This is a genomic window from Marinobacterium stanieri (genome assembly GCF_900155945.1).
Classification (GTDB): domain Bacteria; phylum Pseudomonadota; class Gammaproteobacteria; order Pseudomonadales; family Balneatricaceae; genus Marinobacterium; species Marinobacterium stanieri.
Genome location: NZ_FTMN01000001.1, coordinates 253,642 through 267,504 on the forward strand (window position 1 = coordinate 253,642; position 13,863 = coordinate 267,504).

The 13,863-nt window shown below is 57.5% G+C and carries 15 protein-coding genes; 8 read left to right on the plus strand and 7 right to left on the minus strand.

What is annotated here, in order from left to right; translation table 11 throughout:
- Positions 1-7: 7 nt before the first annotated feature.
- The 5 genes from BW956_RS01150 to alr all read right to left on the minus strand — a co-directional run bounded on the left by BW956_RS01150 (position 8) and on the right by alr (position 4,373).
- The gene (locus BW956_RS01150; RefSeq protein WP_338066311.1) at positions 8-961 is read right to left on the minus strand and encodes a 5-oxoprolinase subunit C family protein; all 954 of its coding nucleotides are present in this window, start codon (positions 959-961) and stop codon (positions 8-10) included.
- Positions 951-1,637 carry a 5-oxoprolinase subunit PxpB gene (pxpB, locus tag BW956_RS01155; protein ID WP_010321769.1) on the minus strand — a complete coding sequence of 229 codons (687 nt, stop codon included), beginning with the start codon at positions 1,635-1,637 and terminating at the stop codon, positions 951-953. The genes BW956_RS01150 and pxpB overlap by 11 nt, the downstream gene beginning before the upstream one ends.
- Positions 1,634-2,368 (minus strand): 5-oxoprolinase subunit PxpA, encoded by a 735-nt coding sequence (locus BW956_RS01160; protein ID WP_076460173.1) that lies wholly within the window; start codon positions 2,366-2,368, stop codon positions 1,634-1,636. The genes pxpB and BW956_RS01160 overlap by 4 nt, the downstream gene beginning before the upstream one ends.
- Before the next feature lie 78 nt (positions 2,369-2,446).
- A complete protein-coding gene (locus tag BW956_RS01165) occupies positions 2,447-3,226 on the minus strand; it encodes a putative hydro-lyase (protein ID WP_076460175.1) in 780 nt (259 codons plus the stop codon).
- 1 nt (position 3,227) lies between these two features.
- Positions 3,228-4,373 (minus strand): alanine racemase, encoded by a 1,146-nt coding sequence (alr, locus tag BW956_RS01170; protein ID WP_076460177.1) that lies wholly within the window; start codon positions 4,371-4,373, stop codon positions 3,228-3,230.
- Between the two features lie 375 nt (positions 4,374-4,748).
- On the opposite strand from alr, the gene BW956_RS01175 reads away from it, so the two are divergent.
- The 8 genes from BW956_RS01175 (at position 4,749) to BW956_RS01210 (ending at position 12,327) form a co-directional block, all read left to right on the plus strand.
- The gene (locus BW956_RS01175; protein WP_076460179.1) at positions 4,749-5,534 is read left to right on the plus strand and encodes a DeoR/GlpR family DNA-binding transcription regulator; all 786 of its coding nucleotides are present in this window, start codon (positions 4,749-4,751) and stop codon (positions 5,532-5,534) included.
- On the plus strand, positions 5,531-6,574 hold the full coding sequence (locus tag BW956_RS01180) for an ABC transporter ATP-binding protein (protein WP_010321774.1): 1,044 nt from the start codon (positions 5,531-5,533) through the stop codon (positions 6,572-6,574). The genes BW956_RS01175 and BW956_RS01180 overlap by 4 nt, the downstream gene beginning before the upstream one ends.
- Positions 6,564-7,841: an ABC transporter substrate-binding protein gene (locus tag BW956_RS01185; protein WP_076460181.1), complete on the plus strand. Its 1,278-nt coding sequence runs from the start codon at positions 6,564-6,566 to the stop codon at positions 7,839-7,841. The genes BW956_RS01180 and BW956_RS01185 overlap by 11 nt, the downstream gene beginning before the upstream one ends.
- 75 nt (positions 7,842-7,916) lie before the next feature.
- A complete protein-coding gene (locus tag BW956_RS01190) occupies positions 7,917-8,789 on the plus strand; it encodes a carbohydrate ABC transporter permease (protein ID WP_010321776.1) in 873 nt (290 codons plus the stop codon).
- A gap of 9 nt (positions 8,790-8,798) precedes the next feature.
- Positions 8,799-9,611: a carbohydrate ABC transporter permease gene (locus BW956_RS01195; RefSeq protein ID WP_139327101.1), complete on the plus strand. Its 813-nt coding sequence runs from the start codon at positions 8,799-8,801 to the stop codon at positions 9,609-9,611.
- Entirely contained in the window at positions 9,611-10,456 is an 846-nt protein-coding gene (locus BW956_RS01200) for an endonuclease/exonuclease/phosphatase family protein (protein WP_083702885.1), read from the plus strand. The genes BW956_RS01195 and BW956_RS01200 overlap by 1 nt, the downstream gene beginning before the upstream one ends.
- A gap of 1 nt (position 10,457) precedes the next feature.
- Entirely contained in the window at positions 10,458-11,255 is a 798-nt protein-coding gene (locus BW956_RS01205; RefSeq protein ID WP_076460184.1) for an HAD-IIB family hydrolase, read from the plus strand.
- A gap of 91 nt (positions 11,256-11,346) precedes the next feature.
- Positions 11,347-12,327, plus strand: coding sequence for a nucleoid-associated protein (locus BW956_RS01210; protein WP_010321780.1), 981 nt, complete (start codon positions 11,347-11,349; stop codon positions 12,325-12,327).
- On the opposite strand, the gene BW956_RS01215 is transcribed toward BW956_RS01210, so the two are convergent.
- Positions 12,328-13,281 carry a sensor histidine kinase gene (locus tag BW956_RS01215; protein WP_076460186.1) on the minus strand — a complete coding sequence of 318 codons (954 nt, stop codon included), beginning with the start codon at positions 13,279-13,281 and terminating at the stop codon, positions 12,328-12,330.
- The gene (locus BW956_RS01220) at positions 13,274-13,816 is read right to left on the minus strand and encodes a heme NO-binding domain-containing protein (RefSeq protein WP_076460188.1); all 543 of its coding nucleotides are present in this window, start codon (positions 13,814-13,816) and stop codon (positions 13,274-13,276) included. The genes BW956_RS01215 and BW956_RS01220 overlap by 8 nt, the downstream gene beginning before the upstream one ends.
- Positions 13,817-13,863 lie beyond the last annotated feature (47 nt).

Genomic DNA, 13,863 nt, shown 5'->3' on the forward strand with positions numbered 1-13,863 from the left:
TTTGCGCTCAGCAAGGCACCAGTTCAGTGCGTTCACGGCGTACCCGCGCCAGCCACAGCTGGTTGTGGGCATCATCAATGGTAATGGGTTCAAAGTGCACTCGGGCACCCTGGGTCAACTGCGCCAGGCGTGCCAGATCCGGTGTGAATACCGAGCCCAGCTTGGGATAGCCGCCGATGGTTTGGCGGTCGTGCAGCAGGATGATCGGCTGGCCATCGGCAGGGACCTGAATGGCACCCAAGCAGATACCTTCCGAAAGAATGCCGTCGATATCGGCGTGAATCTCCTGCCCTTCCAAACGGTACCCCATGCGGTCACTGCGCTCGGTGGTGCTGTACTCGCTGCTGAAGAACAGTGCCTGCTGAACGGCATCGAAATGGTCCTGCTGATAACCCAGGATCACCCGCAAGGGTTTGTCGGTGCCGTAGTCGGGACGACCGGACTCAGGCAGGCTCAAGGTCGGTGCCGAGGTGCCCGTATCGCAGCAGAGGAAGTCACCCGGCGCCAGCTTGCTGCCCTCAAGGCCGCCTATGCGCTCACGCACAACGGTTGCAGCACTGCCAAACTGGGGCGCTACCTTGAGCCCGCCCGCGACTGCCAGATAGGCGCGACAACCGGATGTGGCATAGCCCAGCTCAATCAGGTCATCTTTGGCAACGGCATGGCTGCGCCAGCTATCCTGTTCGGTGCCATTGATCTTCAAGGTCATCTCAGCGCCGGTCAGGGCGATCAGCGTGTCGGCCTCCGCCTCCAGCACCAAACCACCAAAGCTGACCTCAAGCGCAGCGGCACTCGGCTCATTGCTGCACAGGCGGTTGGCCCAGTAGAAGGCTTCCGCATCCAGAGGCCCGCCCGTAGTGAGCCCCAAATGATGCTGGCCAAAACGACCGGCATCCTGGATCAGCGTCATCAGGCCCGGCTGGCGAACGCGCAGACCGGACAGGTCCTGTTCATTCATCATCCAGACTGCCTCCCAAAGCGAAGAATTCATCACGGGAAATCGATTCAAAGCGAACCCGGTCACCCACCTGAACCGGCATGGTCGGTTCAGCATTGGGGTCGAACATGCGCTGCGGACAGCGTCCGATCAGGTTCCAGCCACCCGGAGACACGGCGGGGTAGATCGCGGTCTGGCGGTCGGCAATGCCCACGGCACCACGAGGTACACGTTGACGCGGTGTGGCCAGTCGCGGGCAGGCGATACGCTCATCTACATCGCCCAGATAGGCAAAGCCCGGTGCAAAGCCGATGGCATAAACGCGGTATTCACCGGCCTGATGCAGGGCCACAACGTCTTCCACGCTGAGGCCGACACGCTCGGCCAGTGAGTCCAGATCCAGCCCGGCATCTGTGCCGTAGTACACCGGCAAGGTCACCAGACGCCCTTCGGTCTCGTCTCCACCATCGATGCGCTGCAATACACGGTCGATCAACTGACGCACTTCCAGGTGGTCGGTACGGAAAGGATCATAGAGCACCAACAGGGACGCATAAGAGGGCACCAGATCGATCAGGCGGTAGCCCAGCTCTTCGCGCAGCTGCTCGGCAGCACTGGCCACAGCCGCAGCCACACCGGGCTGGCCGTGCTCGCCAAAGTAGATGATCAGGGCGCTTTCGCCGGCAACTTCCACTCTCATCCCTGTAGAACCTCCCGGATCTCGCGAATCGCTTTCACGCCCTCCTCGTTGTCCCCGTGGACGCAGAGCGTATCCACTTCCAGCTCCAGCGTCTGTCTGCCAAAGGTGCTGATGGTGCCTTCAGTACGCAACTGCTCCACCTGCTTCAGCATCTGCTCCCGGTTGAGCACAGCGCCAGCCTTAGTACGAGCACGCAAACGGCCGTCATCTTCATAACAGCGGTCGGCAAAGGCTTCAAAGATCAGGTCCAGGCCCCACTCTTTGGCTTCTTCGCGGTGCTGCTTGTACGCGGGTGTTGCCTGCAACATCAGCGCCATGGGACGATGAAACTCTGCCAGGGATTGCATCACGGCGCGGCGCACATCGGCGTTGGCCATCATGTCGTTGTAGAGCGCACCGTGGGGCTTCACGTAGCTCACATCCAGCCCCTGCACACGCGCCATGCCATCCAGTGCTGATACCTGGTAGTGCATCAGCGCGACTACCTCTTCCGGATGGCAGTTCAGTGAGCGGCGACCAAAGCCGACCAGGTCAGGATAAGCGGGATGGGCACCGACGGTTACCTGATGCTCTCGTGCCAAATTCAGCGTTTTGCGCATCACCTGCGGATCGCCAGCATGAAAACCACAGGCCACGTTGGCCTGATCGATGTGCGGCATCACGGCTGTATCCAGTCCCATGCGCCAGGCACCAAAGCTTTCACCAAGATCACAGTTCAGTTTTATTGTCATTGTCACTCCTGAATCCGGGGGTGATCCCCAGACGGCCAAGCACGCAGCTCAACCGCCTTTAAAACATTGAGTAGGCTGTTAGAAAACCGAGAGTTTGCTGTTGGGCAGGTCGGTCACCAGCATGTGCCCCGGGCTATGGGTAATACAGAACGGCGGGCGCGCCTGCTCAAGTACTACCTGCGGGGTTACACCACAGGCCCAGAACACCGGCACTTCACCTTCGCGAATGCTGACGGCATCACCGAAATCCGGTGTGTGAATATCATCAATACCGATTGCGGCCGGGTCACCAAAGTGGACGGGGGCACCGTGCACCGAGGGGAAGCGGCTGCAGATCTGAATGGCACGGATCGCATCTGCCGGTTTCATCGGGCGCATAGAAACCACCATGTTGCCACTGAAACGCCCTGCCGGTTTGCAGGCCAGGTTGGTGCGGAACATGGGCACGTTCACGCCTTCGGTTACGTTGCGGATTTCCAGACCGTCGGCCAGCAAGGCTTCTTCAAAGGAGAAGGAACAGCCCAGCGCGAAGGTCACCAGGTCATCACGCCAGTAATCGCGGATATCTTCCACTTCGTTGACCAGCTGACCTTCTTCAAAAATACGGTACTTGGGCACATCGGTACGGATATCCATCCCGGCTGCCAGACCTTCAATGGCAATATCACCCGGATTGGCAGCAACCCCCACCAGAGGACAGGGCTTGGGGTTCAACTGACAGAACAGCAGGAACTCGGCCGCCCAGTCTGCCGGCAAAATCGCCAGGTTGGCCTGCACAAACCCACCAGCCAGACCGGAGGTATTGGTATTGTGGGCACCATTGCGGATCGCCAGGCGAATCTCTTTTGGTGACTGCATCTTATTCTTCTCCTGTAACATCAGGGCGGAAGCGTTCATTGCGCTCGCCGGTCACGGCGCCGCCCTGCTTGTAAATTCGTGGCACGCGGTCGGAAATGGAGCAAACGATCTCATACCCAATCGTGTCCAGATCACGCGCGGCATCTTCAACCGTCAGGTTGTCGTTGATCAGGTCGACCTGGTCACCAATCTGCACCCGATCATCAATCTGCACCATGCACTGATCCATGCAGATGCGTCCTACGATGGGATACTGCACACCGTTGATTTCAACCTGACGACCCTGGTGATAACGCAACCAGCCATCGGCATAGCCAATCGGCAGGGTGCCCAATCGTACTTTCTCGCCCGCCACATAGGTCGCACCGTAACTGACGGCACTGCCGGCATCGATCTCCTTGATCTGGGTGATACGGCTATGCAGAGAAAACGCCTGTTTCAGCTCAAACGGCAGCTCAAATTCATGACTCGGCGGCAGGCCATACATGGAGATGCCGAGGCGCCCCGTGTTGGCCACCGACTGACGGCCGAAGCGCAGCAAGGCAGCACTGTTGGACAGATGGACATAGCGGAAATCGGCCAGATCGACCTGCGCAGTCAGGGCATCAAGCTGCTGCATCTGGGCATCATAGCCTGCGCGCGTCTGAGCATCGGCCGTGGCAAAGTGGGTGAAGAGACCAACCCTGTTGAGCTTCGGGTTGGTATCAATCAGCTGACAGGCCTTATGCACGCTGTCAGCATCCTTGAGGCCGATACGGTTCATGCCGGTATCAATTTTGAGGTGCAGGTTGGCAGGTACGCCATCGTAAGCCAGAATCGACTCAATCCAGTGCAGGTCATGCGCGGTGACATCGATGTTGGCCGCCGCCGCAACCGCCAGGTCTTCTGGACGGATGGCCCCCATTACCAGGATAGGCACATCCTTGATGGCACGACGCAGGTGCAGCGCCTCATCCAGAAAGGCAACACTGAGCATATCCGCACCTGCATCCAGCGCCGCCCGGGCGACATTGATATCGCCATGACCATAGGCATTGGCCTTCACCACCGCATAGAGGTGATCGAAGCCGGAATGCTGTTTGATTCTGCTGACGTTTTGCTGAATTCGATCGAGATCAACCTCGACCCAGGTATCACGGTAATACATCGTGCCGCACTCAAATTTTGTTTATATCAATTTTACCTTCAGCGGACCGCCCATACAGATTTAAATTTATGAATATAAACCCATGATCAGCCATAATTTCTGTTTTGGTTAAAAAAACAGAAATAAAGACCAAACCTTTAAAAATGGCATATTTTTCGGCTTGTACCGCTTATCAGTCACTGCTGTTCACCTGGATTAGCCTAACCGCCTCGCCAACCGGTTCTTTATAAGCCCCAGCCTGACCCAGTTTAGCCACAAAACCTTAACCGCTCCGTCATCTGATTGTTGCCCCGCTGTAACCCGGCACACAGAAAATCTTCGCTCGAACACCAACCGCAACCTTGCGAAACACATTGAGCGCGCGAACGAAACCCGATGACACTATCCGAGCGACAAAACCATATTCTTGCACTGCTGGATAAAGCCGCAGGCAACCTGACCAGCACCGAGCTGACCCAGGCCTTCGGCGTATCCGTGCAAACCATTCGCAAGGATCTGAATGAGCTGAGCAACCTGGGTCTGGTACAACGGGTGCACGGTGGTATTACCCGCCCACGCCAGAACCGCAACCTGTCCTTCACCAATCGTCAGGTCATCAATCTGGAAGCGAAACAGGCCATTGCCAGGGCAGTGGCCGCACGTCTGCCCGAAGGGGCGTCCATCTTTCTGGGCAACGGTACTACGCCACAGCAGGTTGCCCAGGCATTATTGGACCACCCCGGCCTTCAGGTGATCACCAACAACCTGGATGCCGCTCTGACCCTGTGTCAGAACCCCAATATCGAAACCTTGCTGGCCGGCGGACGCATTCGCCCATCCGATCAGGACTTGATGGGTGAAGACACCACCCGTTTCATGCGCCGTTTTCAGGTCAATTTCGGCATCTTCGGCATCGGCGGCCTCAGCGCCAAAGGCGAGTTGATCGACTTCTCACCGGAAGAATCGCACCTGACCCGCGCCATTATCGATTGCAGCGATCAGCGCATTCTGGTCACCGACAGCAGCAAGTATCTGCGCAGCGCCCCCGTCCGCACCGGCCACCTCAGTGAAATAGACCTGTTTATCACCGAAATGTTGCCCGAGCCGGTACAGGCTCTTCTTGCCGCTACCGACGCGGAAGTCGTGTGCGCATCCCCCCAGCAACAGGAGCCCGTAAAATGAGCCAGCTTGAAGTTAAAGGATTGAATAAACACTGGGGCGATGCCCGGGCTGTCAATGATGTCAGCTTTACCATCGAGCCCGGTGAGTTCGTGGCCCTGCTGGGGCCATCCGGCTGTGGTAAATCCACCACTCTGAAAATGATCGCTGGACTGGAAGAGCCAACGTCCGGCTCCATCCACCTGAATGGACGGGATCTTACCCACCTGCCACCGGGCAAGCGTGGCCTGGCCATGGTGTTCCAGTCTTACGCCCTCTTCCCGCACCTGAGCGTGGCCGAAAACATTGTATTCGGCCTCAGGGCACGACGTGTTGCCATTGAAGAGCAGAACCGCCGGCTGCGTCAGGTCACCGAGCTGGTCGACCTGGGTGCACAACTGCACAAGAAACCGGGCCAGCTTTCCGGTGGTCAGTGCCAGCGAGTTGCATTGGCGCGCGCCGTTGTCGCCGAAGCACCGCTTTGCCTGATGGATGAACCTCTTTCCAACCTGGATGCCAAGCTTCGCAACGAGATGCGCGCGGAGCTGCGGTCGCTGCAACAGCGCCTGGGTATGACCGTGCTCTATGTCACCCACGATCAGGTGGAAGCGATGAGCATGGCCGACCGTATTTTGCTGCTTAATGAGGGCAAAGTCGTCCAGAACGGCACGCCCGAAACACTGTATGGCGCACCGGAGAGTACTTTCGTCGCCCGCTTCATCGGCAACCCGCCCATGAATCTCATGCAGAAGGATGCGCAGCATCTTGGCGTGCGCCCGGAACATGTCAGGGTCGACCCAAAAGGCGTCCCGGCTCACGTCATGCACTGTGACTATCATGGCGCCGATACCATTATTGATGCGGTGCTGCCGCACCTGAATCAGCAAACCATCAAATTGCGTTTGCCCGGTCACCAGCAGCTGCCCCAGGGCCGAGAGCTGGGTCTGAGCTGGGACCGCCACCACGAGCACCACTTCTGCCTGCAGAGCGGGCAGCGACTCAACCCTGTTTTTGCATCACCCACTCTAACCCCCGATGAGACGGAAACACACCATGTTGCATAAAGGAAAGCACCTGCTGGCAATCGGCCTGACTTCACTGGCTGCGACAGCCGCTCAGGCCAAGACTGAACTGACCATGTACTACCCGGTATCGGTTGGCGGCCCGCTGACCAAGGTTGTAGACGGCATGATCGACCAGTTCGAAAAGCAGAACCCGGAGATTGATGTCAGCGCCATTTACGCCGGCAACTATAACGATGCCCGCGTCAAAGCCCTGGCCGCGTTGAAGGGTGGCCAGTCGACCCAGCTGTCCGTTATGGCCGCTATCGACGTGCATGAACTCAAGGACCTTGACGCCATTGTCGCCTTTGACGACATCGTGGAAACCGATGAAGAGCGCCAGTGGCTGAACAGCTTCTACCCGGCGCTGATGGAGAACAGCCAGGTAGACGGCACCACCTACGGTATTCCGTTCCAGCGCTCCACCATTGTCATGTATTACAACAAGGATGCTTTCCGCGATGCGGGGCTGGACCCGGAACAGCCACCGCGCAGCTGGGACGAACTGGTCAGCATGGGCCAGAAGCTGGTGAAGAAAGACAGTAACGGTCAGGTTGAGCGCTGGGGTGCCATGATCCCTTCAACCGGCTACCCCTACTGGATGTTTGGCGCACTGGCCAAACAGAACGGTGAGGTACTGATGAACAGCGCCGGTAACGAGACCTACTTCAACAAGCCCGGCACTGTTGAAGCCCTGCAATACTGGAGCGACCTGGGCAGCAAGTACAAAATCATGCCGCAAGGCACCATCGAGTGGGGCACCCTGCGTCAAAACTTCCTGGAGCAGAAAACCGCCATCATGTGGCACTCCACCGGCAACCTGACCGCCGTGAAAAAGAACGCCGACTTCGACTTTGGCGTCGCCATGATGCCGGCACACCAGCAGCTGGGCTCACCGACAGGCGGTGGCAACTTCTACATCTTCAAGGAGTCCACTCAGGAAGAGCGCCGTGCGGCCATGAAACTGGTGCGTTTCATGACCTCCCCCGAGCAGGCAGCCAACTGGAGTATCGCGACCGGCTACATGGGTGTTAGCCCGGCTGCATATGAAACGCCAGAACTGAAAGCGTACGTTAAATCCTTCCCGCCGGCGGCCGTGGCTCGCGACCAGCTGGAATACGCCACAGCTGAGCTGGCAACTCACCAGGCCGGACGCGTGCGCAAGCTGCTGGACGATGCCATCCAGTCAGTGCTGAACGGTCAGGCCGAGCCCAAGGCCGCACTGGATGCTGCCCAGAACCAGGCCAAGCGCATTCTGTCTCGCTACTGATCCACTTGTCCGTGATCAACCCACCCGGCCTATCAGTGTCGGGTGGGGTTGTCCGGCCTACTTCAAGGCAATTCGATGAACCGACTTTCATGGCTACATGCTTGGCTGATGCTGCTCCCTGCCCTGGCCATGCTACTGGCATTTACCCATATCCCGACGCTGACAACCGTCTGGCATTCGCTGTTCTTCCCTGAGCGCGGTGGCGCACCGGCCGAGTTTGCAGGGCTGGATAACTACCGCATGATGCTGGACGACACGGTCTTCTGGCAGGCCCTGAGTAACAACCTCTGGTATGCCCTGGGCACAGTACCTACCTCGATCGCGCTGGCATTGGCCATGGCCCTGTGGGTCAACAGCAAGATCAGCGGCCGTACCGCCCTGCGTCTGGCGTACTTCACCCCCACCATGCTGCCGATGATCGCCGTCGCCAACATCTGGCTGTTTTTTTACAGCCCCGAGATCGGGCTTTTCAACAAGGTATTGGCGCTGTTCGGCCACCCCGGTATCAACTGGCTGGGTGACAGCGATTGGGCACTGCCAAGTCTGATGCTGATGACCGTGTGGAAAGAAGCCGGGTTCTTCATGATTTTCTATCTGGCCGCTCTGCAAAGCCTGAGCCGAGACCTCTACGATGCCGCCGCACTGGAAGGCGCCGGACGCTGGCACACCTTCCGCCGACTGACCTGGCCACTGCTGATGCCAACCACCCTGTTTGTGCTGGTCAACGCCATCCTCAACGCTTTCAAGCTGGTAGACCATCTGTTCATTTTGACCAAGGGCGGCCCCAACAACGCCAGCAACCTGCTGCTCTACTACATCTACGAAAACGCCTTCAGTTTCTTCGACAGCAACTACGCCGCCACCCTGACCGTGGTAATGCTGGCTCTGCTGATTCTGCTGGCACTTTTGCAATTTGGCGTACTCGAGCGCCGCATTCACTACCGCTGAGACTGCAACATGATGACGCGATTCAACACCTGGCTTTCGACTTCAGCCGCCTGGCTGCTGGGCCTGCTGTGGATACTGCCCTTGCTGTACGCTTTTTGGGCAGCTACTCACCCGGCAGAATATGCCACCCGATTTGATCTCTTTGCACCTCTGACTACCGAACACTTTGTCACCGCATGGAACCAGGCACCGTTCATGCGCTACATGCTGAACACGGTGATCATTACCGGGCTGATCCTCTTCTTCCAGCTGATCCTCTGCACACTTGCAGGCTACGCCCTGGCCCGCATGCAGTTTCGCGGCCGAGGACTGGTGTTTGCACTGGTACTGCTGCAGTTGATGGTGATGCCGGAAATACTCATCGTGGAAAACTACCGCACCCTGGCCGGGCTTGACCTGATCGACACCCATATCGGTGTCGGCCTGCCCTATATGGCCAGTGCCTTTGGCATTTTCCTGTTGCGCCAAACATTCAAGGGCGTGCCTCAGGAGCTGGAAGACGCTGCAAGATTGGAAGGCTGCTCAAGGCTGGGTGTGCTCTGGAAGGTCTATGTCCCCCTGGCCAAACCCACCTACCTGGCCTACGGACTGGTTTCGATCAGCCACCACTGGAACAACTTCCTCTGGCCACTGGTCGTCACCAATACCGAGAGCAGCCGCCCCCTCACTGTCGGCATGGCCATTTTTGGTGCCCCCGAGTCCGGCGTTGACTGGCCGGTGATTTGTGCCGGCACCCTGATAGCCATCGGCCCCTTGCTGGCGGTGTTTCTGCTATTCCAGCGCCGTTTCGTTCAATCCTTTATGCACGCGGGGCTTAAGTAATGTCCAATTCACTGCGTATTCTCAGCTGGAACATCCAGAACGGCAAAGGCTGCGATGGCCTGGTCGACCTGGATCGAACCATCGCATATATCAAGGCTCAGGCACCATTGGACCTGATCTGCCTGCAGGAGGTCGCGCGCTTTTTTCCCGACTATACAACGCCTGATCATCCGGACCAGCTCAATGCACTGGCCCAGGCCTTTCCGGACCATACGCCCGTATGGGGCGCCGCACTCAGCTGGCCGGGAAGCAACGGAGAACAGCGGCAGGAGTTCGGCAACCTGACACTGACTCGGCTGCCGCTGCTGGATCGGCGGGTACACTGCCTGCCGGGCGCTGTTGCCGGTGGCAATGCCAACGCCTGGCGTACGCCCCGTTGCGTAGTAGAAACTCTGGTCGAAACAGATACAGGCCCGTTGCGCGTTCTCAATACCCACCTGGCTTATCACGACGATGAGGAACGACGCCAGCAACTGAGATACCTGGATGCAATCCAGCAGGCGGCCTTGAGGCAGTATCAACACCGCTGCGGCTCTGCCCCCGGCATCTTTGCTCAGCCCTGGGCAACCGACCATACAGTCCTTTGCGGTGACCTGAACATGGATAGCCGACACGACGAATACCACGCGTTCACCAGGCTGGGCTGGCAGGATGCCGCCACAGCCTTTGGCGATGCTCAGCTTCGTCAGCCCACCTGCGGTATCCATGACCGAGACCAGTGGCCCGATGGCCCGCATTGCCGAGACTATTTCTGGCTGCAGCAGGTGCAGGCAACTGCCCTTGATGTGGACACCACCACGCCCCTATCCGACCACCAGCCTCTGGTGCTGACTTTGGAACACTAAGATGACATCAATGCCCCCTCTGCCCTTGCCAGACCAGCTGGAACACCCCGTTCGTTACCTCTTTACTGATGTAGATGACACCCTGACCTGGGAAGGCCGCCTGCCACCCGCCACCTTTGCCGCTCTGGACCGTTTGCAGCAGGCCGGTATAGATGTCATCCCGGTAACCGGCGCCTGTGCCGGCTGGTGTGACTGTATCGTCCGCACCTGGCCAGTCACCGCCGTGATTGGCGAAAACGGTGCCTTCTGGATGCAACGAGACGAACAGGGCCAGATCCAGCGTCACTACCGACAGACCTCTGAGGAAAGAAGCCGGAATTTCGGCCTGCTGCAACAACTGCAAACGGAATTGGCTCAACAGCACGATTTTGCCCGCCCCACTGATGATCAGCCCTACCGTGAAACCGATATCGCCTTTGATATTGGCCAGCAATGGCAAGCGTCGCCCGAGCAGCAGTACACACTACTTAATCTGCTGCAACAGGCAGGCGTGCAGGCACGGCTTAGCTCCATCCATATCAATGCCTGGCTTGGTGACTACGACAAGGCAAGCTCAGCACGGGCATGGCTGGCTCAGGAAGCCCAGCGCACAGGCTTTGCCATCAGCGACAATGAAGTTGCGTTTATCGGCGATTCGGGCAACGACGCTGCCATGTTCGAGCAGTTCAATAACACCGTTGGGGTCGCCAATATCCACCGTTTCCTCGACAGCCTGCCTCAGCCTCCCCGCTTTATAACCACCCGTAATGGGGGATATGGTTTTGTTGAGCTGGCCGAGCGGCTACTGCAAAACAGTTAAGGTGCCGAAACTCTCTGCCTGGCAAGGACGTTTTCGGGGCGAGGATTGTTTATAATCCCCGTCCCGTTCACATCCTGCAGGGAGTCCGACCATGCCCGCCACAGCCGCCATTGCCCACCGCCTGACCCGCCGTACCGGCGATCAGTCCTTCAGCCTGCGCGAAACGCCTTTCGATCGCGAAGGCCTGAACAATCGTATGCTGGCGGAGATCAAGCCACTGTTTACCCGCCGCGCCAGCAAACGCTATGGCTGCTTCGCCGAGGAAGCGACGGTATTCAAGGGCCTGCTGGTGAACTGGCGCGACCAGACGCTGAGCTTTACCCAGTTCACCGCCAAGGTGATTGAAAACCTGGCCATGTTGATGGAGCAGGAAGACCTGGAAACGGACGGACACTGGCTGTTTATCGAAGAGGAGCTGGAGGCCTCACACCGCCTCTGGATTGCGCTGCTGAAACAGAAAGACGGCCTGCTGCTGAACGCTGATAACGACCTGCAGGACACCGGCTATATCGATTTTGCCAAAACCGGCCTCTGTGCCTGCATAGACCTGCACGATATCGATAACCCGGATGGCAAGCGCTATCTGACGCTCAGCTTCGGCTTTGGCGACCGCCCGCTGCAGCAGCACCTGATGGACTTTTTCGGCTTTACCGATACCGTCGACACCCAGGCCGATACCGAACGATTTATGGAGCTGGTGAGCGATTATTCCGAGGCGATGCCAGAGGATACTGCCAAACGCTACCAGAAAGAGGTAGCCGAGTTCTGCATGGAGCAGTCAAAGGAAGGTGCAGCGGTGAATTACCACGAATTGTCCGGCAATGTGGACTCGGTAGCCGAAGTATCTCTGGATGATTTTATTGCCGAGCGAGCACCCGAGATGAAGGAAGAGTTCATCCCGGATCGCAGCAGCCTTAAGAAATACATCCGTTACACCGGACGTACCAAGGAAGTATCCATCAGCTTCAGCAACGAGTCGCTGGGCAAGTCGATTACCTTTGACCCGAGCACCGAGACACTGACACTGAAAGACCTCCCTTCCGCACTGGTCAAGCAGCTCAAAGGCGAGTGATCAGGCCTTAGCCAGCGGTAATTTCACCAGGAACCGGGTGCCTTCGCCCGGTTCGCTTTCCACCTGAATTTCGCCGCCATGGTCCTGCACGATGCCCCAGGTGATCGATAGTCCAAGCCCCGTTCCTTCCCCTACCGGCTTGGTCGTGTAGAAAGGCGTGAATATCTCCTTGACCACATCCTGGGTCATGCCACAGCCGGTATCAGCCACACTGATCAGCGCATAACCATCCTGTACTTCACTGCTGACCTTCAACTCGGCACGCGGCTGGTCCCTCATGGCATGCACAGCATTAATGATCAGGTTGGTGAACACCTGATTAATCTCGTTCAGGTTACATCGCACCAGAGGTAAGGGCTCAAGCTCAAGCGAGATTCTGACACGATTCTTCAGTTCATTGTTCAGCAGGCGCAGAGTGGACTTGAGCGCCTCAACCAGATCGGCCGGCTCACGCTCGCCCTCCTGGACACGGGAAAAGCTGCGCAGGCTGTGCACGATGTCGCGTACCCGATCCAGACCTTCCTGGGTATCTTCAATCACACCGGGATAATCTTCCTGAATAAAGGCCAGATCCAGAGTTTCCTGCAAGCTGTCCCATTCCTGCTGTAATGCCTCGGGCATCAAGCTTGCCAGATCGTGCTGCTGAACAAACTTCACCAGCTGATCATAGGCCTCTATATATTCCTTGGCCGCCGATACATTGCTGATCACATACGCCAAAGGGTTATTGATCTCATGCGCTACACCGGCAGTGAGCGTACCCAGGGTCGCAAGCTTTTCGCTTTGTACCAGCGCAGTTTGTTGCTGCTGAAGCTGGTCATAGCTTTCTTCAAGGCGGCGGTTTTGCTGATACAGCTCTCGGGACTTGTCCTCCAACAGCTGCTCGGCTTTCAGGCGCGCGTTCCGCTCGCGCTCGTACGCCACCTTGTAAGGATTATCCTTCACCTCAGGCATCAATATATTGAACCTCTAAAACACAGTGGTCAGCCCCATCATGCATACACTGGCTATGCGTGATAGTGATGGGTGTGGCGTAGTACTTGGCAGCACCGAACGTCAGGCCTTCAGCCAACATGCACAGTTTGCGTTCGGAACGGTAATTCATGATCAGTTTATCGTCAGTTCGCGTGCACTGTATTCGGGGCAGGCTTGGGTTTTCATACAGTTTGTTTACTTCAACATGGATCACACCATCAATGCTCTCGAGAAACGTGAACAGGTCAGGACTGTCTTCCATAAACATGGGATAGCGCCGGGAGAGCTTGCCGAACATATACTCGCCAAACCCTTTAACCACTTCCTGTACCGGCAGGTCGAGATACTCGGCAACCCCGCCCACCAGAGCAAACAGCTCCGAGTCCGGATAGGAAATCGCAGATGTATAGATACCGCTGGCATCACTGGATTGCGCCAGAATCTCGTTCCAGGCTTCCATACCGCCTTTTTCCAGCACCATCTCTTCGAGAATATTGAACACAACCCCTTTCATATCCACGCTCCCCTTGGGATCACCCGATTCAGTGTAGCGCCAAGCCT

Bases quoted from the DNA above. Each gene is read 5' to 3' on its own strand.
- BW956_RS01150 (WP_338066311.1), bottom strand. From the start codon at position 961: ATGATGAATGAACAGGACCTGTCCGGTCTGCGCGTTCGCCAGCCGGGC.
- pxpB (WP_010321769.1), bottom strand. From the start codon at position 1,637: ATGAGAGTGGAAGTTGCCGGCGAAAGCGCCCTGATCATCTACTTTGGC.
- BW956_RS01160 (WP_076460173.1), bottom strand. From the start codon at position 2,368: ATGACAATAAAACTGAACTGTGATCTTGGTGAAAGCTTTGGTGCCTGG.
- BW956_RS01165 (WP_076460175.1), bottom strand. From the start codon at position 3,226: ATGCAGTCACCAAAAGAGATTCGCCTGGCGATCCGCAATGGTGCCCAC.
- alr (WP_076460177.1), bottom strand. From the start codon at position 4,373: ATGTATTACCGTGATACCTGGGTCGAGGTTGATCTCGATCGAATTCAG.
- BW956_RS01175 (WP_076460179.1), top strand. From the start codon at position 4,749: ATGACACTATCCGAGCGACAAAACCATATTCTTGCACTGCTGGATAAA.
- BW956_RS01180 (WP_010321774.1), top strand. From the start codon at position 5,531: ATGAGCCAGCTTGAAGTTAAAGGATTGAATAAACACTGGGGCGATGCC.
- BW956_RS01185 (WP_076460181.1), top strand. From the start codon at position 6,564: ATGTTGCATAAAGGAAAGCACCTGCTGGCAATCGGCCTGACTTCACTG.
- BW956_RS01190 (WP_010321776.1), top strand. From the start codon at position 7,917: ATGAACCGACTTTCATGGCTACATGCTTGGCTGATGCTGCTCCCTGCC.
- BW956_RS01195 (WP_139327101.1), top strand. From the start codon at position 8,799: ATGATGACGCGATTCAACACCTGGCTTTCGACTTCAGCCGCCTGGCTG.
- BW956_RS01200 (WP_083702885.1), top strand. From the start codon at position 9,611: ATGTCCAATTCACTGCGTATTCTCAGCTGGAACATCCAGAACGGCAAA.
- BW956_RS01205 (WP_076460184.1), top strand. From the start codon at position 10,458: ATGACATCAATGCCCCCTCTGCCCTTGCCAGACCAGCTGGAACACCCC.
- BW956_RS01210 (WP_010321780.1), top strand. From the start codon at position 11,347: ATGCCCGCCACAGCCGCCATTGCCCACCGCCTGACCCGCCGTACCGGC.
- BW956_RS01215 (WP_076460186.1), bottom strand. From the start codon at position 13,281: ATGCCTGAGGTGAAGGATAATCCTTACAAGGTGGCGTACGAGCGCGAG.
- BW956_RS01220 (WP_076460188.1), bottom strand. From the start codon at position 13,816: ATGAAAGGGGTTGTGTTCAATATTCTCGAAGAGATGGTGCTGGAAAAA.